This is a genomic window from Variovorax sp. GW821-FHT09A10, from assembly GCF_059418385.1.
The window spans coordinates 1,271,115-1,288,468 of sequence record NZ_JBWKPT010000002.1 but is presented as its reverse complement, the minus strand read 5'-3'; the positions used below and the strand labels follow the sequence as shown (position 1 = coordinate 1,288,468).

The 17,354-nt window shown below is 67.9% G+C and carries 16 protein-coding genes; 14 read left to right on the top strand and 2 right to left on the bottom strand.

What is annotated here, in order from left to right:
* Positions 1 to 5 precede the first annotated feature (5 nt).
* From AC07Q9_RS12770 to AC07Q9_RS12715, 12 genes are all read left to right on the top strand, one after another.
* Positions 6 to 737: a PspA/IM30 family protein gene (locus tag AC07Q9_RS12770; protein ID WP_495309771.1), complete on the top strand. Its 732-nt coding sequence runs from the start codon at positions 6 to 8 to the stop codon at positions 735 to 737.
* Positions 738 to 739: 2 nt separating this feature from the next.
* On the top strand, positions 740 to 1,099 hold the full coding sequence (locus AC07Q9_RS12765; protein ID WP_369632375.1) for a hypothetical protein: 360 nt from the start codon (positions 740 to 742) through the stop codon (positions 1,097 to 1,099).
* A gap of 42 nt (positions 1,100 to 1,141) precedes the next feature.
* Positions 1,142 to 1,786 (top strand): OB-fold-containig protein, encoded by a 645-nt coding sequence (locus AC07Q9_RS12760; RefSeq protein ID WP_095744901.1) that lies wholly within the window; start codon positions 1,142 to 1,144, stop codon positions 1,784 to 1,786.
* Between the two features lie 121 nt (positions 1,787 to 1,907).
* The gene (locus AC07Q9_RS12755) at positions 1,908 to 4,076 is read left to right on the top strand and encodes a flotillin family protein (protein WP_062476401.1); all 2,169 of its coding nucleotides are present in this window, start codon (positions 1,908 to 1,910) and stop codon (positions 4,074 to 4,076) included.
* 14 nt (positions 4,077 to 4,090) lie between these two features.
* Entirely contained in the window at positions 4,091 to 4,636 is a 546-nt protein-coding gene (locus AC07Q9_RS12750) for a TFIIB-type zinc ribbon-containing protein (protein ID WP_390344736.1), read from the top strand.
* Positions 4,637 to 4,648: 12 nt separating this feature from the next.
* Positions 4,649 to 9,916, top strand: a complete 5,268-nt coding sequence (locus tag AC07Q9_RS12745) for a DNA repair ATPase (protein WP_495309769.1) — start codon at positions 4,649 to 4,651, stop codon at positions 9,914 to 9,916.
* Positions 9,916 to 10,614: a phospholipase D-like domain-containing protein gene (locus tag AC07Q9_RS12740; protein WP_492678315.1), complete on the top strand. Its 699-nt coding sequence runs from the start codon at positions 9,916 to 9,918 to the stop codon at positions 10,612 to 10,614. Before AC07Q9_RS12745 ends, AC07Q9_RS12740 begins: the two co-directional genes overlap by 1 nt.
* Positions 10,614 to 11,387, top strand: coding sequence for a magnesium transporter CorA family protein (locus AC07Q9_RS12735; protein ID WP_495309766.1), 774 nt, complete (start codon positions 10,614 to 10,616; stop codon positions 11,385 to 11,387). The genes AC07Q9_RS12740 and AC07Q9_RS12735 overlap by 1 nt, the downstream gene beginning before the upstream one ends.
* 111 nt (positions 11,388 to 11,498) lie before the next feature.
* Entirely contained in the window at positions 11,499 to 12,671 is a 1,173-nt protein-coding gene (locus AC07Q9_RS12730; protein WP_495309764.1) for a CaiB/BaiF CoA transferase family protein, read from the top strand.
* On the top strand, positions 12,668 to 13,651 hold the full coding sequence (locus tag AC07Q9_RS12725; protein ID WP_495309762.1) for a hydroxymethylglutaryl-CoA lyase: 984 nt from the start codon (positions 12,668 to 12,670) through the stop codon (positions 13,649 to 13,651). Before AC07Q9_RS12730 ends, AC07Q9_RS12725 begins: the two co-directional genes overlap by 4 nt.
* Entirely contained in the window at positions 13,648 to 14,028 is a 381-nt protein-coding gene (locus AC07Q9_RS12720) for a VOC family protein (protein ID WP_495309760.1), read from the top strand. The genes AC07Q9_RS12725 and AC07Q9_RS12720 overlap by 4 nt, the downstream gene beginning before the upstream one ends.
* 48 nt (positions 14,029 to 14,076) lie before the next feature.
* Entirely contained in the window at positions 14,077 to 15,042 is a 966-nt protein-coding gene (locus AC07Q9_RS12715) for a Bug family tripartite tricarboxylate transporter substrate binding protein (protein WP_495309758.1), read from the top strand.
* A gap of 16 nt (positions 15,043 to 15,058) precedes the next feature.
* Here the strand turns inward: AC07Q9_RS12715 and AC07Q9_RS12710 are convergent, their stop codons facing one another.
* On the bottom strand, positions 15,059 to 15,205 hold the full coding sequence (locus AC07Q9_RS12710; RefSeq protein ID WP_172438277.1) for a hypothetical protein: 147 nt from the start codon (positions 15,203 to 15,205) through the stop codon (positions 15,059 to 15,061).
* Between the two features lie 204 nt (positions 15,206 to 15,409).
* On the opposite strand from AC07Q9_RS12710, the gene AC07Q9_RS12705 reads away from it, so the two are divergent.
* On the top strand, positions 15,410 to 15,856 hold the full coding sequence (locus tag AC07Q9_RS12705) for a GNAT family N-acetyltransferase (RefSeq protein ID WP_495309756.1): 447 nt from the start codon (positions 15,410 to 15,412) through the stop codon (positions 15,854 to 15,856).
* A 34-nt stretch (positions 15,857 to 15,890) separates the two neighbouring features.
* Here AC07Q9_RS12705 and AC07Q9_RS12700 read toward each other — a convergent pair whose 3' ends face one another.
* Positions 15,891 to 16,457, bottom strand: a complete 567-nt coding sequence (locus AC07Q9_RS12700; protein WP_062476432.1) for a LuxR C-terminal-related transcriptional regulator — start codon at positions 16,455 to 16,457, stop codon at positions 15,891 to 15,893.
* 93 nt (positions 16,458 to 16,550) lie between these two features.
* Here AC07Q9_RS12700 and AC07Q9_RS12695 point away from each other — a divergent pair, with 93 nt between their 5' ends.
* Complete coding sequence (locus AC07Q9_RS12695; protein WP_062476435.1) at positions 16,551 to 17,354, top strand: CoA transferase subunit A; 804 nt, start codon at positions 16,551 to 16,553, stop codon at positions 17,352 to 17,354.

Below are 17,354 nucleotides of genomic sequence, written 5' to 3'. Positions count from 1 at the left end.
TCACCATGACAGTCATCAAGAAGCTGGTCACCTTGCTGCGCGGCAGCGCCCGCGAAATCGGCGAGAGCGTGATCGACAGCAACGCCACGCGCATCTACGAACAGGAAATCATCGACGCCAAGCACAGCATCGAGAAGGCCAAGGGCGACCTCACGGGTGTCATGGCCAAGGAGATGCAGTCGGCCCGCGAAATCGAACGCCTGAAGGGCGAGGTCGCGCGCTACGAAGGCCTGGCGCTCGAAGCGCTCAACAAGACCCAGGAAGGCCTGGCGCTCGACGTGGCGGCCAAGGTCGGCACGCTCGAGCAGGAGCTCGAGGAGCAGGCCAAGGCCCACGCCTCGTACGCGCTGCAGGTGTCGCGGCTCAAGGACCTGATCAAGTCGGCCGAGGCGCGCATCCGCGAGCACGAGCGCGAGATCGGCATCGCCAAGACCACCGAGAGCGTCTACCGCGCCACGCAGTCGATCTCCGAGAACATCGGCAGCGGCGGCTCGCGCCTGGCCAGTGCGCGCGAGTCGCTGGAGCGCATCCGCTCGCGCCACGAAGACCTGTCCGACCGCATGACGGCGGGCCAGCAGCTCGAGGACGAGTTCGGCCACAGCGCGCTCGAGAAGAAGCTGGCCGCGGCGGGCATCGGCAACGACGCCGACCGCACCGGCAAGGTGATGGAGCGCATCCGCGCCCGTCAGGCCAAGCCGTCCGAACCGTCCAAGCCGTCTGAACCGGCGTCGGAGTGACGATGGTGCGGGTCAAGCCGGTACGCTGGCAGGGCTCGGACGAGGCGATCCGCGCGGTCCAGGTGGCCTTCGACGTGGAAGAGGCCGTGCTCGAGGCCGTGCGCACCGCGGCCTTCGAGCAGCATGTGTCCACGCCCGACCAGATCCGGCAGGTGCTGGGCCTGGCGACCACCTCGAAGCCGAAGCGGCCGCGTCTCACCGTGTCGCTGAGCACGGCCGACTACGAGTTTCTGGCGGCGCGTTATGGTCTGTCACCTGACGACCGCCTGGCCATCAAGGAGAGGGCCACGCGCGAACTGATTGCCTTTGCAGGCAAGGCGAACAAGAAGAACACCGGCACGAGGAAGCCGGGCGGCAGGTAAGAAGAAAAGAGAACAACAACCAACCCGCACGCGGGAGGATCAATGGGCGATTTCATGGGAGCGGTGACGGGGTACCCCACCGCGATCTACACGGTGCTGCTGGGCGTCGTGGTGATCTATTGGGTGCTCGCGGTGGTCGGCATGGTCGACTTCGAGAGCAGCGGGATCGACGTCGACCTGCAGACGCATGCCGACGGCGACACCAGCGACATGGGCCAGATCGCGAGCTACGTGGTCGCCTTCGGCCTGAACGGCGTGCCGTTCTCGGTGGCCGTGAGCCTGCTGGTGCTGGTGGCCTGGACGCTCTCGTGCCTGGGCGGCGAGTGGCTGCTGCCGCTGGTGCCGACGATGGTGCTCAAGCTGGTGGCCGGCACGGTGCTGCTGGTGGCCAGCGCGGCCCTCGCCATCCCGGTGACGGCGGTGGCCATCCGCCCGCTCAAGGGCCTCTTCGTGAGCCACACGGCCGTGAGCAACGCGGCGCTCGTGGGCCAGGTCTGCCGCGTCGTCACCGGCGTGGTGAACGAGAAAGACGGCCGCGCCGAAGTGGCGCGCCGGGGCGCCAGCCTCAACATCCGCGTCTGGGCGCCCACGCCCAACGCCCTCAAGCGCGGCTCGCACGCGCTCATCCTCGAATACGACGAGGTGGCCGCGCGCTACCTCATCGCGGCGCACGAAGACATCGTCTGAGAAGGCGTGAACGACCCCGTCATGTCCGCTCATCGGCCACGCCGGATTCGTTCACACCTTCTGACCGCGCGCATCTCTCACCCAAGTTCGTTCGCTCGCTCTTAAAGCATCTGGAGAAAAAATGGAGCCCATCATCTTCGCCGTGGTCATACTGGCCGTCGTCATCCTCGGCCTGTTCGCGATGTTCGCCAAGTTCTATCGCAAGATCGAACAGGGCCACGCGCTCATCGTGAACACGCTGCGCGCCGAGCCCGAGGTGACCTTCACCGGCCGCATGGTCTACCCGATCATCCACAAGGCCGAGCTGATGGACATCTCGGTCAAGACCATCGAGATCGACCGCTCGGGCAATGAAGGCCTGATCTGCCGCGACAACATCCGCGCCGACATCAAGGTGAAGTTCTTCGTGCGCGTCAACAAGACCGCCGACGACGTGCTGAAGGTGGCGCAGGGCATCGGCTGCGCGCGGGCCTCCAACCACGAGACGCTCGAAGAGCTGTTCTCCGCCAAGTTCTCCGAAGCGCTCAAGACGGTGGGCAAGTCGATGGACTTCGTCGACCTGTACCAGGCGCGCGACGGCTTCCGCGACGAGATCATCAGCCAGATCGGCAACGACCTGTCGGGCTACGTGCTCGAAGACGCCGCCATCGATTACCTCGAGCAGACCCCGCTGTCGGAGCTGGACGCCAACAACATCCTCGATGCGCAGGGCATCAAGAAGATCACCGAGCTGACGGCGGTCGAGCACGTGCGCACCAACGAGCTGCGCCGCAACGAGGAAATGCAGATCAAGAAGAAGAACGTCGAGACGCAAGAAGCGTTGCTCGAACTCGAGCGCCAGCAGGCCGATGCCACCGCGCGCCAGCAGCGCGAAATTGCCAGCGTGCGCGCCCGTGAAGAAGCCGAAACCTCCAAGATCCAGTCCGAAGAGCGCACCAAGTCGGAAACCGCGCGCCTCATGGCCGAGCAGTCGGTCTCGGTGCAGCAGGAGAACGTGCAGCGCGAAAAGGAAGTGGCCGAGAACAACCGCAAGCGCGCGGTGGCCATCGAAGAAGAAAAGGTCACCCGTGCCCGCGACCTCGAGATCGTCGATCGCGAGAAGGAAGTGACCCTGCAGCGCATCGAGAAGGACAAGGCCGTCGAAGTGCAGAAGAAGGCCATTGCCGACGTGATTCGCGAGCGCATCGTGGTCGAGCGCACGGTGGCCGAGCAGGAAGAAGCCATCAAGGAACTGCGCGTGGTCGCCGAGGCCGAGCGCACCAAGAAGTCGGTCGTGATCATGGCCGAGGGCCAGGCCGAAGAGAAGATGGTGCTCGACGTGAAGGCCGCCGAAACGCAAGAGAAGCGCGCCCGCCACAAGGCCGCCGAAGAACTCACGCTGGCCGACGCCAAGCTCAAGGTGGCCGAGCGCGACGCCGAATCGAAGAAGCGCGAAGCCGAAGGCGTGGAAGCCATTTCCGCCGCACCGGGCCTGGCCGCCGCCAAGGTCGAAATTGCCACGGCCCAGGCCAAGCTCGCAAGCTTCGAGGCCGAGGCTTCGGGCAAGGAAAAGCTGGGACTGGCCGACGTGCATGTGCGCCAGGCCGATGCCGACGCGATCCTCAAGGCCGGCCAGGCCGACGCGCAGGTCATCGAGGCCCGCTCGCAGGCCGAAGCGGCCGGCATGCGTGCCAAGTTCGAGGCCGAAGCCTCGGGCAAGGAAAAGCTCGGCCTCGCCGAAGTCAACGTGCGCACGGCCGACGCCGAGGCCACGCTCAAGTCGGGCCAGGCCGATGCGCAGGTGATCGAAGCGCGCTTCAACGCCGAGGCCAAGGGCCTGCACGAGAAGTTCGAGGCCATGAAGTCCATGAGCCCCGAGACGCGCGACCACGAAGAGTTCCGCATGCGCCTGGAAAAGTCGCACATCGAGACCATGAAGGGCATCGACGCGCAGACCTCCATCGCCAAGGAACAGGCCGACGTGCTGGGCACGGCGCTCGCCAACGCCAAGATCGACATCGTGGGCGGCTCGGGCGACTACTTCGACAGCTTCGTGCGCTCGCTCTCCGTGGGCAAGGGCATCGACGGCGTCATCTCCAAGAGCCAGGCGGTGCAGGTCGCCTTCAAGGAGCAGCTCTCGGGCGAGCGCGACGTGGTGAAGGACCTGCGCGACATCGTCGGCGCGCTGGGCAATTCGTCGGGCGAAATCCAGAACCTCAGCGTCGCCTCGCTGATGAGCAAGATCGCCAACGACGGCACCGAGAGCCAGAAGTCGGCGCTGCAGAACCTGATCTCCTCCTTCCGCAACTGAGCCGGGGGCGCGCAATGAACCCGAACCTGAAGTGCAGTTGCGCCGCCCATGCCGCGATGCAGCCCGTCGCGCTCGCCGAAGCCTTGCTCGGCGTGCAGTGCGGCGACTGCCACGGCATGGTGATGGACATGGACGACTGGCGCAGCTGGAAGGCCGCCGATCCGAAGCGCGTGCCGCATGAGGTCGACGACGAGGTGATCGAGGTGTTCGACATCGCCGCCGTGCGCCACTGCCCGGAATGCGATCGCCTGATGCAGCGCCTGCGCGTGAGCGCCGGGCCCGACTTCCGCATCGACCGTTGCGTGGCCTGCCAGAACCTCTGGTTCGACCAGGGCGAATGGCGCGCCCTCGTGAGTCGCGGCCTGGCCGGCCGGCTCGACGAGCTGCTGTCCGACGGCTGGCAGCGCCGGCTGCAGACCGAGGAGGTGCGCGAGGCGCGCCTGGCCGCGCTGCGCCGCCGCTACGGCGACGACTGCATCGACGAGCTGGACCGCATCCGCGCCTGGCTCGACACCCAGCCTCACCGCGACGAATTGCTCGCACTGCTGCGCGCGGACTGACCGCGCCGATCCATGCAACCCACCGACGACACCGCAGCGCCGCCCGGCGCCCAGGCCCCCATCGACCCCACCGAAGCGCTGGTCTCCGGCAGCGGCAGCTACGACCTGCTGAAGAAGCGGCTCGAAACCCAGGGCGAGGGCCTGCTCAAGAAGACGCAGGCGCTCAACGAACAGCGGCTGGCCGAGTTCGGCCGCTCCGACCAGACGCTGATCTTGCGCACCCGCGCGCGCACCGAGAACAACGCCGTGGCGCGCGACATCGTGCGCATCGGCGACCTGCTGCTGTTCGGCTACAACGTCTTCATCGGCCTGCGCAAGGAAACGGCCGTGGGCGACGTGTTCGGCCTGTACCGGCTCGCATCGCCGGGCGAGGCGGCCACCGAGAACGACGAGCTGCAGCCCGTGCCGCTGGCCGGCACCTTCCTGGAAGACGCGCGCTTCGCCTCCGACTTCCGCGAGCTCTACGCCTACTACAAGCAGGCCACGCTGCTGCAGCTGCGCGTCACGCAGGACAAGCTGCTCGCCTCGTTCCAGATCGGCCAGCAGCTGCACGACGTGCGCGTGTTCCGCTGGGCCATCGAGCGCAACGGCAACATCAACTACATCGACAACCGCGGTGAGCGCGACATCGCCTTGCCCGCCAGCCACGATTTCGAGTGGACCGTGGCCACGCGCGAAGACCACGTGGGCGGCAAGCATCCGCACGTGAACGTGCTCGACACCGTGTTCGTCGAGACGCTGGGCGGCGACCTCACGGTCAAGATCGAGAACAACACCGAGACCGGGCTGGGCATCTACAGCGAGCCGGTGGAGGACAAGAGCCAGTCGCTCACCGACGCCGAGATTGCCTGGGCCAAGCTGGGCATGCTGATCCTGCTGCGCGTGAAGCCCTACCGCGAACAGGTCACGCGCTACCTGGTGTTCAACATCCGCACGCAGCAGGTCGAGCGCATCGACGCCATCGGCGGCTCCTGCGTGCAGCTGCCCGAAGACCACGGCATCATTTTCCCGGGCGGCTACTACCTGCAGTCGGGCGAGTACAAGCGCTTCGACTTGCCGGCCGAGGTGGTGGAAAACCTGCGCTTCAAGCGCATGCTGCGCTCGCCCAACGGCGAAGACGTGGCCTATGTGTTCTACGACCCGAAGCCCGGGCGCTATGCGCTGTTCAACTACAACCTGATCGACAAGAAGCTCGCCACGCCGATCATCGCCAACGGCTACGCGCGCTTTGCCGACGGCCGCATGCTGGTGTTCAACGGCGACGACGTCGAGCCCACGCGCGTGCACCCGATGCAGCTGTGGCAGACGCCGTTCGCCAGCGAAGAGCACGTGAGCGCGCAGCCGCCCGCCACCGGCTTCTTCGGCAAGATCGGCAACGCCGAACTGGTGCGCGGCGTGAGCGACCTCATGGGCATCGCCCGCGCGGTGCGCGAACAGGCGCCCACGCGCGCCGCCTACGAAGACCTGATCCGCCAGTGCACCCGCGTGAGCGACGCCTACTTCTGGCTCGACGCGCCCGAGGCCACCGGCCTCATGGGCGAGCTGCGCAGCATCGCCGAGGTGGCGCGCAGCACGCTGGCCGAGTTCGAAAAAGTCGACACCATCCGGCGCGAGACCGCGCGTGCGCTGGCCCGCGCGGAAGACGAGCAGCACGCGCTGCTGGTCGACATTGCCAGCACCCTCTGGCGCGCACCCGACGATTTCGTGAAGGCACTGGGCCGGCTGCGCGAGCGGCGCGGCGCGCTGCAGATGCTCAAGGAGCTGCGCTACGCCGACCTGCCGCGCATCGCCGCGATGGACGCCGCGCTCGAGGTCGAGCAGCAACGCATCGGCGAACGCGCCATGCAGTTCCTGGCGGCCGACACGGCCTTCCACGGCCAGCGCCAGGCGTTGGACAAGCTCGCACTCGAACTGCCCAACCTCGCCACGTCGCCCGCGCTCGGCCAGATGCTGACCACGCTCGACGAGCAGGCCGCCGGCCTCGACCTGCTGACCGAGCAGCTGGGCAGCCTGCCGGGCGGCGATGCGGTGATCCGCACGTCGATCCTCGACCGCATCTCGCTGATCTACGCCGACATCAACCGCATGCGCGCCGATGCGCGTGCGCGGCGCAAGTCGCTGGGTGCGACCGAGGCGCGTGCCGAATTCGGCGCGCAGTTCAAGCTCTTCAGCCAGGCGGTCGAGAACGCGCTGGAATTCGCCGACACACCCGAGAAGTGCGACGACGCGCTCACGCGCCTGCTGGCCCAGCTCGAAGAGATCGAAGGGCGCTTCGCCGAGCAGGAAGACTTCCTGGCCGACATCGCCGAGAAGCGCGAGACCGTGTACGAGGCGCTGTCAGCGCGGCGCCAGAGCCTGGTCGACGCGCGCCAGCGCCGCGCGCAGGGCGTGGTCGACGCGGCAGGGCGCATCCTCGACGGCATTCCGCGCCGCATCGCGCAGTTCGGCGACCTGACGCAGGTGCACAGCTATTTCGCGGCCGACCCGATGATCGGCAAGCTGCACACGCTGATCGCCGACCTGCGCACGCTGGGCGCCGCGGTGCCGGCCGACGAGCTCGACACGCGCCTGAAGACCGCGCGCGACCAGGCCCTGCGCTCCATCCGCGACAAGCGCGAGCTGGTGAGCGAGGGCGGCGACACGCTGCGCCTGGGCCGCCACGCCTTCACCGTGCACCGCCAGCCGGTCGACCTGACGCTCGTCGCCCGCGACCAGGGCATGGCCTACCAGGTGACGGGCACGGACTACCAGAGCCCGGTCGATGAGCCCCGGCTGCTGCCGCTGCAGCGCTACTGGGACCAGTCGCTGGTGTCGGAAACACCTGAACTGTCGCGCGCCGAATACCTCGTCGGCCGCCTGCTGGAGGCGTTGCTCGACGGCAAGGCCGAGCGCACGTGGGCCGAGGTGCTCACGCTGCTGGCCGAAGACCCGCTGCACCCGCAGCTGCTCGACATGGTTCGTCGCTTTGCCGCGGCGCGCTACCAGGAGGGCTACCAGAAGGGCATTCACGACGACGACGCGATGCGCCTGCTGGGGGCGCTCGTCGGCATGCAGGACCAGGCAGGCCTGCTCGCCTGGGGCCCGACCGAACGCGCACTGGCCTTGCTCTACTGGCAGCACGGCCACCTGATCGCGCACCGCGAATCGATGCTGCGCCGCGCGCGTGCCGCGATGCAGATGCTGGCGCTGTTCGGCCGGTGCGATGCGCTGGAGCAGCTCGAAGCCGACATCGCACGCGCACTGAACCATTTCGCCCGCGACGTGGTGCCGGACCTGCTGTCTGTGGCCGACACCGCGAACGACGAAACACGCGACGCACACGACGGCCGCGTGACCACCCTGTGCGACCAGGCCGCGGCGTACCTCGTGCGCGAACTCGCCGGCCCGCATGGCGGCGAGACCTGGGCCGTGTCGGGCGCCGGCGAAGACCTCGCGGCGGCGTTGCTGCGCGAGCTGGAGCGCGGCGGCCGGCGCGATGCGTGGCAGCACGACCTCGACGCGGCACCGCCGGCCGAGCGCTGGCGCCTGGCGCGCGACTGGGTGCGCGCCTACGTGACGCACCAGGCCCCGCAATCGGTCGACTGGACCGACGACGCGGCCAGCGTGCTGGCCATGCCGTTGCAGCGCACCCGCGTCAACGCGGCGCTCGACCGCACCGTCGAGGGCCTGCGCGGCGAGCATCCGCGCGTCGCCGAAGGGCGCCTGACGCTGAACCTCAACGACTTCTGGCGCCGCTTCCTGTTCCACACGATGCACGCGGTGCCGGGCTACGAGGCGCTGCACAGCCTGCGCCACGAACTGCTCGAGCGCGAGAAGGCGCGGCTCAAGCTGAGCCAGTTCCAGGCCAAGCCGCTGTCGACCTTCGTGCGCAACCAGCTGATCGACGAGCTGTACCTGCCCCTCATCGGCGACAACCTGGCCAAGCAGATCGGTTCGGCGGGCGAGGGCAGCCGCACCGACCGCATGGGCCTGCTGCTGCTGATCTCGCCGCCCGGCTACGGCAAGACCACGCTCATGGAGTACGTGGCCGACCGCCTCGGCCTGATCTTCGTGCGCATCAACTGCCCGGCGCTCGGCCACGGCGTGACGGCCATCGACCCGGCGAACGCGCCCAACAGCGCGGCGCGCCAGGAGCTGGACAAGCTCAACCTGGGCCTGGCCATGGGCAGCAACGTGATGCTGTACCTGGACGACATCCAGCACACCAGCCCCGAGTTCCTGCAGAAGTTCATCGCGCTGGCCGACGGCACGCGCCGCATCGAGGGCGTGTGGAACGGCGAGCCGCGCAGCTACGACATGCGCGGCAAGCGCTTCGCGATCGTGATGGCGGGCAACCCGTACACCGAGTCGGGCGACGTGTTCAAGATCCCGGACATGCTGGCCAACCGCGCCGACATCTACAACCTGGGCGACGTGCTCTCGGGTCGCGAGGCGGCGTTCGCGCTCTCGTACATCGAGAACAGCCTGACCTCCAACCCCACGCTGATGCCGATGGCCTCGCGCGACCCGAAGGACGTGCAGCTGCTGGTGAAGATGGCGCAGGGCCACGACGTGCCGAGCAGCGCGCTTTCGCACGCCTACAGCTCGGTGGAGCTGGAAGAGATCAAGGCGTTGCTGCAACGCTTGTTCCGCGCGCGCGACCTGCTGCTGAAGGTGAACCTCGCGTACATCGAATCGGCCGCGCAGCAGGAGACCTACCGTGTCGCGCCGCCGTTCAAGCTGCAGGGCAGCTACCGCAACATGACCAAGCTCGCGGGCAAGATCACGCCGCTGATGCGCGACGACGAGCTCGACGCACTGCTGCGCGACCACTACCGCGGCGAGGCCCAGACGCTGACCACCGGCGCGGAAGAGAACCTGCTGCGCCTCGCGCAACTGCTCGGCAGCCCGACGCCGGAAGAGAGCGCCCGCTGGACCGCCATCTGCGAGGAGTTCGTGCGCCAGCGCAAGCTCGGCGGCGCCGACGTGGATGGCAGCCAGCGCATCGCGAGCAGCATGCTCGACGTGGCGCGCGCGGTCGACGCGCTCAAGCCCGAGCCCAAGCCTGTCGCCGAGGGCCCGAACGAGAGCCAGCGCCTGGCCGACGCCATGCTGCAGATCGCCGTGACCTACCGCGAGCTGATCCTGCCGCTGGTGACCGCCACCGAGCGCCGGCTCGAACTCGACCGCTCGATCAAGCAGGACATGGAGCGCCTCGCGGCCGAGGTGCAGGCCACGCGGGCCGCGCCCAAGCGCGTGCCACCGCCGCCATCTCCGCCCAAAGCAGACAAGGATCAGTGATGTCCGCATTGCCCGAACTGCTGGCCCAGCTCGATGCGACGATGGCCGACGCGCGCCTGAGCGACGACGAGCGCCGCGTGCTGGTCCACACCCTGCGCGAGGCCTCGCCCCCCGAAGATGGCCTGCGCCAGCTGCGCAACCGCGCCTTCGACCTCGTGCGCTCGCGCACCGCCGACCCCGAGCAGCTGTCGCTGCTCAAGTGGCTCGAAGGCGTGGTGCGTGCGATCGACACCGGCCGTTCGCCCGACAGCGTCACGGTGCGCTCGCAGGCCTACTTCAGCCCCGGCACGGCCTGCCTGCAGGCGATCAACCAGCAGCTGCGTGCGGCGAAGCACGCGGTCGACCTGTGCGTGTTCACCCTCTCGGACGACCGCATCACCGCCGAGGTGCTGGCGGCGCACCGGCGCGGCGTGACGGTGCGTTGCATCACCGACAACGACAAGGAGTTCGACCGCGGCAGCGACGTCGGCCAGCTGCGCGCGGCGGGTATTCCGGTGGCGGTGGACCGCACCGACGCCCACATGCACCACAAGTTCGCGATCTTCGACGGCGCGCGGCTGCTCAACGGCAGCTACAACTGGACCCGCAGCGCCTGCGAGTACAACGAGGAGAACCTGGTGCTGAGCAACGACCCGCCGCTGGTGCGCCGCTTCGCGGACAAATTCGACACCTTGTGGAAAGAACTGCAGGCCCCCTGATGCCAAGACGAATCGACTACGACTGGGAACTGCCCGCCGCCATGCAGCAGCGGCTGGGCGGCAGCACCTACGGCGCGCAGCGCATCATCCACGAGCAGGAGCACCTGATGGTAATCCTGCACGAGCCGCCCTCGGGCAGCGGCGCCGAGCGCAAGCCCATCGTGTTCCTGCGCAAGCCGGACGGCGCGTGGCTGCACAAGGGCAACAACCCCGGCGAGCGCGCGCTCGCCAAGCTGCTCGAAAGCTACCGCGCGGCGTTCAGCACCTTCGAGATCCGCCACCAGGCCGCCGAGACCTCGGAAGACCTGTTCCAGATCCTCGGCCCGCTGATCCCGCTCACCCGCGCCGCGCGGAACATGCAGGACACGCTGCAGGCCGCGCGCGATGCGGTGAAGGGCGACCTGATGCTCATCGACCAGCGCGACCTCGCGGTGGAAATTGCGCGCGGCTTCGAGCTGCTGCTGGCCGACACGCGCATGTCGCTCGACTACCGGCTCGCACGCGCCGCCGAGGCGCAGGCGCACTCGGCCCTCGAGATGAGCCGTGCGCAGCACAAGCTCAACACCATCGCCGCGCTGACCTTTCCGCTCATGGCCATCGGCGCGGCCTTCGGCATGAACCTGCACAGCGGGGTGGAGAACCTGCCGTCGTGGGTGTACTGGCTCGTCTTTGCGGCCGGCATCTGCCTGGGCGTGATGCTGCGCGGCTGGGTCAAGACACCGGCCGAGCCGCCGGTGGCTGCCAAGCCTGTGTCCACGCTGAAGAAGAAGTAGGGCGCACCGCAGGGTCTTCGCGTTTCGCGAAGGCCTGCTGCCATCCGAGCAATTCCGTTCGTCGCCATCTGTTCCTAGAGTCGGGGCAACCCACCTGGAGACAGAGAAAAGATGAACGCACTCGAAGGCCTGAAGGTGCTGGAGCTCGGCCAGCTCATCGCCGGCCCCTTCGCCGGCAAGACACTCGCCGAGTTCGGCGCCGACGTGATCAAGGTCGAGCCCGCCGGCGTCGGCGATCCGCTGCGCAAGTGGCGGCTGCTGCGTGACGGCACTTCGGTGTGGTGGGAGGTGCAGTCGCGCAACAAGCGCTCCGTGTGCCTCGATCTGCGCAGCGCCGAAGGGCAAGAGGCCGTGCGCGCCCTGGCGCTCGAGGCCGATGTGCTGATCGAGAACTTCAAGCCCGGCACGCTCGAAGGCTGGGGCCTGGGCTGGGAGCAGCTGCACGCGCTGAACCCGCGGCTCATCATGCTGCGCATCTCGGGCTACGGGCAGACCGGCCCCTACCGCGACAAGCCGGGTTTCGGCGTGCTCGGTGAATCGATGGGCGGGCTGCGCTACCTCAGCGGCGAGCCCGGCCGGGTGCCGGTGCGCGTGGGCGTCTCGCTCGGCGACACGCTGGCCGCGCTGCATGGCGTGATCGGCGTGCTCACGGCGCTGCACCACCGCACGGCCCACGGCGGCGAGGGCCAGTTCATCGACGTGGCGCTGTACGAGTCGGTCTTCAACGTGATGGAAAGCCTGCTGCCCGAGTACGACGCCTTCGGTGCCGTGCGCGAGCGGGCCGGCAGCGCCTTGCCGGGCATCGCACCGACCAACGCCTACCGCTGCAGCGACGGCCACTACGTGCTGGTGGCGGGCAACGGCGACAGCATCTTCCGCCGGCTGATGCGCGCCATCGACCGCGCGGACCTGGAGAACGACCCCGGCCTCGTGCACAACGACGGCCGCGTGCTGCGCGTGGAAGAAATCGACGCGGCCATCGAAGCCTGGACCCTGCAGCGCAGCCGCGACGAGGTGCTGGCCGTGCTCGACGCGGCGGGCGTGCCGGTCGGGCGCATCTACACGGTGGCCGACATCGCCACCGATCCGCAGTACCTGGCGCGCGAAATGATCGTGCAAGCACGCGGCTCCGACGGCGCGCTGCTCAAGGTGCCGGGCGTGGTGCCCAAGCTCAGTGCCACGCCAGGGCGCATTGCGCATGCAGCGCCGCTGCTGGGTGAACACACGGCGGACCTGCAGGGAGCTGGCTGGCCGGTGCGCAGCGTCGAAAGCGAGGCCGTATGAAAACCGGCAACGGCACGCGGCTGTTCATCAACGAGGTCGCCACGCGCGACGGCTTCCAGATGGAAAGCCGCTTCATTCCCACCGACGACAAGGTCGCGCTGATCGACCGGCTCGGCACGCTCGGCTACGCCAAGATCGAAGTCACCTCGTTCACCTCGGCCCAGGCCATTCCCGCGCTGCGCGACGGCGAAGAAGTGATGCAGCGCATCGCCCGTCGGCCCGGCGTGGTCTACACCGCGCTCGTGCCCAATGTGCGCGGCGCCGAGCGCGCGCTGGAAAGCCGCATTGGCGAGTTCAACATCGTCATGTCGGTCAGCGAGACGCACAACCTCAGCAACCTGCGGATGACGCGCGAACAGTCGTTCGCCCAACTGGTCGAGGTGATCGCGCTGGCCAAGCAGGCGAAGGTCCCGGTGAACGTGTCGCTCTCCTGCGTGTTCGGCTGCCCGATGGAAGGCGAGGTGCCGCTCGCAACGGTGCTCGGTTGGACCGACCGTTTCGCGGCGCTGGGCGTGCAAGGCCTCACGCTGTGCGACACCACCGGCATGGCCTATCCCACGCAGGTGCAGGTGGTGTGCGAGGCCGTGCGCGCGCGGCATCCGGCATTGGAATGGACGGCGCATTTCCACAACACGCGCGGCATGGGCCTGGCGAACACCATTGCCGCGGTCGAGGCGGGCATCCGCCGGCTCGACATGTCGCTCGGCGGTATCGGCGGCTGCCCCTATGCGCCGGGTGCGACGGGCAACGTCGCGACCGAGGACGTGATCCACATGCTGCAGTGCATGGGCTACGACACCGGCATGGACCTTGAGGGCCTGATCGGCGCAGCGGCTGAACTCGAATCGCTCGTGCAGCACGAACTGTCGAGTCAGGTCTCGCGTGCCGGCCACCGGCTGACGCGCCATGCGCCGCCGGCTGATTTCAACGCCATCGTCGAGCGCGCGAAGGCGCGCCCCATCAAGAAGGAGAACGCATGATCGACCACCTGGATCACCTGGTGCTCACCACCGCGAACGAAGAAGCCTGTGTGCGCTTCTATGCCGAGGTGCTGGGCATGACACTGGAAACCTTCGGCGCCGGCCGCAAGGCTTTTCGCTTCGGCAACCAGAAGATCAACCTGCATGTGAAGGGCCGAGAGTTTGAGCCCAAGGCCGAGCTGCCCACGCCCGGTTCGCTCGACCTGTGCTTCATCGCCAGCGTGCCGCTCGAAGAAGTCATCGTGCGGTTGCAAGCGCAGGGCGTGCCGATCCTCGAGGGCCCCGTGATGCGCACGGGCGCCACGTCGCGCATTCGCTCGGTCTACGTGCGCGACCCCGACCTGAATCTCATCGAGATATCGGAGCTGGCGCACTGACGCCTACAGCCCGAAGACAGTCCACAAAAAACCACCGGAGACAAACCCATGAAACCCGCTCACCGCCTGCTCGCGGTCGGCCTCGCGCTGGCCGCTGCCGCCTCGCAAGCCGACACCTGGCCTTCCAAACCCCTGACCTTCGTGGTGCCCACGGCGCCCGCGGGTTCCACCGACATCATGGCGCGGCTGGTCGCCGACCCGCTGCAGCGCGCGCTGGGCCAGCCGGTCGTGGTCGACAACAAGCCCGGCGCCAGCGGCAACATCGGCGCCGAGTTCGTGGCCCGCGCCGCGCCCGACGGCTACACGCTGCTGCTGCAGTACTCGGGCTACCACGTCGGCAACCCGTCGCTGTACCCGAACCTGCGCTGGAGCCCGATCAAAGACTTCGTGCCCGTGGCGATGGTGATGCGCGCGCCGCACGTGGTCGCGGTGAGCGGCAAGCTGCCGGTGACCTCGATGAAGGAACTCATCGAGTACGGCAGGAAGAAGGAGGGCGGCCTGTTCTATGCCTCGTCGGGCAACGGCTCGATCCAGCACATCGCCGGCGAGCTGCTGTCGCGCCAGACCAAGCAGCCGGCCACGCACGTGCCCTACAAGGGCTCGGGGCCGGCCATCAACGACTTGGTGGCGGGCAATGTCGACATCTTCATCACCACGCCGCCCTCGGTCATCGGCCACTTCGCGGGCGGGCGCATCAAGGCACTGGCGTACACGGGCAGCAAGCGGCACGCGTCGATGCCGAACGTGCCGACCTCGGCCGAGGCCGGGTTGCCGGGCTACGAGGTCGAGTCGTGGTTCGCGGTGTTCGCGCCGGCGAAGACGCCACCCGAGGTGGTGAACAAGCTCAGCGCCGAGATCAAAAAGATCGTCGAGAGCGAGGCCTTCCGCAAGAAGGTGGACGAGCAGGGCGCCTTCGCGACCTACATGGACCCGGCCACGCTCGGCAGGTTCGTCGACCAGGAACTCGCGGCCTGGTCGAAGGTGATCAAGGGCGCCGACATCAAGCCGGAGTGAATGCCCCCGGCCAGGCTCAGGGCTTGACGCCCAGCACCGACAGGATCACCGCCGCAAGGCCGAGCGCCACGGGCACCTGGTGCCCGGCCAGCGCGCGGGCCTGGGCCACGGACAGCTTCGTCTGCTGAAGGAGGTTCTTTTCCGAATGAAGGGGTGTGGACATGGTGTCTGCTCCTGTGTGGGGCGAACGATGTGTTCGCGTGGGTTCCACGATAGGCCTCTCAACTGGCGATGGCGCATGGGTTTTGTCGACACGGCGTTTCCGTTTTCGCAACGATCCGGGGCCTCTGGCAGGGAACTTCTGCCCAGAACTCAGAATGGAGTCATGCAACGGAAAGAACGAAACACACACAAAACGGGTTTGACGATGCGCAGGGCCACCGCGGCGGATGCGGTGCCCTGGCCGCTCCTGTTCGACGCGGACGGCCCGCGCCCCGAGATCGAAAAGTACCTGCTGCGCGGCGAGCAGTGGCTGGCCGAACAGGCCGGCGAGGTCGTCGGCCAGATGGTGCTCATGGCCACGCGCGTCGACACCTGGGAGATCATGAACATCGCCGTGGCCGAAGCCCACAAGGGCCAGGGCATCGGCACCGCGATGTTGAAGAAAGCGAAAGCTCTTGCCAGGCAGCGCGGTGCGCACCGGCTCGAAGTCGGCACGGGCAACAGCAGCCTGCGCGAGCTGGGCTTCTACCAACGCTTCGGCTTTCGGCTCGTCGGGGTCGACGTCGACTACTTCGTGCGCCGCTGGGGCAAGGCGACGAAGCAGAACGGCATCCCGCTGCGGGATCTGGTCCGCATGGAGATGGTGCTCTAGCGCGCCCCGCACCACGACCGCGCCCTGAAAGGAATCACCCCGCGATCAGCTTCTGCACCAGCTCCGCAGTCGTCGCCGCCGCGTACTTGCGCATCAGCCGCGCCCGATGCAGCTCGACTGTGCGATGGCTGATGCCCAGCGCCTTCCCGATCTCCTTCGACGTCAGCCCGCGCATCACCTGCGCCGCCACCTCCCGCTCGCGCGGCGTGAGCTCCGCCTTCACCGCGCGGCGCGACCCCAGGTCCTCGAAGGTCCAGATGCCGGCCTCGTGCGGCGCCGCGCGGTTCATCGCGTGGCCGGTGACGTGGCACCAGAAGGTCTCGCCGGCCAGCGCGCCGTGCAGCCCGCCCAGTCGCTTCATCATGCGGTTGTCGGCGTAGTGGCCGCTGGCGTTCAGAAAGGGTTCCATGCGCTTGCCGATGCGCTCGAACTCCGCCACGCTGGGGTACAGGATGCTGAACGAATGCCCGACCAGCGCGGAGGGCTCCGCGCCGAAAATTTCGCACACGCGCTGGTTGCAGGCGACGATGGTGCGGTTGCTCGAGACCACCATGCCGACGGGTGCATGTTCAAAAGCCAGCCGGTAATCGATCTCGGGCATCGGGTGTCACCATTACGAAATACTACGTATACGAGTAGGTAGTATCGTTGAAGCCTTTCCCACCCACTCTCCACCACCCATCAAGGAGCCCGAGTGAACAAGATTTATCCCTCCGCAGACGCGGCACTCAAGGGGGTCGTGGCCGACGGGCAGACGCTCGCGGTCGGCGGCTTCGGCCTGTGCGGCATTCCCGAAGCGCTGATCGACGCGCTGAAGGACTCCGGCGTGCAGAACCTCACCGTCATCTCGAACAACGCGGGCGTCGACGGCTTCGGCCTCGGCAAGCTGCTCGAGACGCGCCAGATCAAGAAGATGATCGCGTCGTACGTGGGCGAGAACAAGGAGTTCGAGCGCCAGTACCTGGCCGGTGAACTGGCCCTCGAATTCACGCCCCAGGGCACGCTGGCCGAGAAGCTGCGCGCCGGCGGCGCGGGCATTCCGGCCTTCTTCACGAAGACCGGCGTGGGCACGCAAGTGGCCGAAGGCAAGGAACTGCGCGAGTTCGGCGGCGAGACCTACGTCATGGAGCACTCGCTGGTGCCCGACGTGGCGCTGGTCAAGGCCGACGTGGCCGACAAGGCCGGCAACCTGCGCTTCCGTCTCACGGCACGCAACTTCAACCCCGCCGCCGCCATGGCCGGCAAGGTCTGCATCGTCGAGGTCGAGAAGATCGTCGAAGTGGGCGAGCTGGCCCCCGACGACATCCACCTGCCGGGCATCTACGTGCACCGCCTGGTGCTCAACGCCACGCCCGAAAAGCGCATCGAGAAGCGCACCGTGAGCGCCTCGGTCGATGCCGCCGCCGCCAAGGTCGAGGCCCAGACCGCCATCGCCCAGGCCGCCGCCGCCGGCAGCGAATCGGCCGTGAAGGCCGTCAACAAGAAAGAAGGAGCCTGA

Coding starts and splice junctions, on each gene's coding strand:
- AC07Q9_RS12770 (WP_495309771.1), top strand. CDS start 6: ATGACAGTCATCAAGAAGCTGGTCACCTTGCTGCGCGGCAGCGCCCGC.
- AC07Q9_RS12765 (WP_369632375.1), top strand. CDS start 740: ATGGTGCGGGTCAAGCCGGTACGCTGGCAGGGCTCGGACGAGGCGATC.
- AC07Q9_RS12760 (WP_095744901.1), top strand. CDS start 1,142: ATGGGCGATTTCATGGGAGCGGTGACGGGGTACCCCACCGCGATCTAC.
- AC07Q9_RS12755 (WP_062476401.1), top strand. CDS start 1,908: ATGGAGCCCATCATCTTCGCCGTGGTCATACTGGCCGTCGTCATCCTC.
- AC07Q9_RS12750 (WP_390344736.1), top strand. CDS start 4,091: ATGAACCCGAACCTGAAGTGCAGTTGCGCCGCCCATGCCGCGATGCAG.
- AC07Q9_RS12745 (WP_495309769.1), top strand. CDS start 4,649: ATGCAACCCACCGACGACACCGCAGCGCCGCCCGGCGCCCAGGCCCCC.
- AC07Q9_RS12740 (WP_492678315.1), top strand. CDS start 9,916: ATGTCCGCATTGCCCGAACTGCTGGCCCAGCTCGATGCGACGATGGCC.
- AC07Q9_RS12735 (WP_495309766.1), top strand. CDS start 10,614: ATGCCAAGACGAATCGACTACGACTGGGAACTGCCCGCCGCCATGCAG.
- AC07Q9_RS12730 (WP_495309764.1), top strand. CDS start 11,499: ATGAACGCACTCGAAGGCCTGAAGGTGCTGGAGCTCGGCCAGCTCATC.
- AC07Q9_RS12725 (WP_495309762.1), top strand. CDS start 12,668: ATGAAAACCGGCAACGGCACGCGGCTGTTCATCAACGAGGTCGCCACG.
- AC07Q9_RS12720 (WP_495309760.1), top strand. CDS start 13,648: ATGATCGACCACCTGGATCACCTGGTGCTCACCACCGCGAACGAAGAA.
- AC07Q9_RS12715 (WP_495309758.1), top strand. CDS start 14,077: ATGAAACCCGCTCACCGCCTGCTCGCGGTCGGCCTCGCGCTGGCCGCT.
- AC07Q9_RS12710 (WP_172438277.1), bottom strand. CDS start 15,205: ATGTCCACACCCCTTCATTCGGAAAAGAACCTCCTTCAGCAGACGAAG.
- AC07Q9_RS12705 (WP_495309756.1), top strand. CDS start 15,410: ATGCGCAGGGCCACCGCGGCGGATGCGGTGCCCTGGCCGCTCCTGTTC.
- AC07Q9_RS12700 (WP_062476432.1), bottom strand. CDS start 16,457: ATGCCCGAGATCGATTACCGGCTGGCTTTTGAACATGCACCCGTCGGC.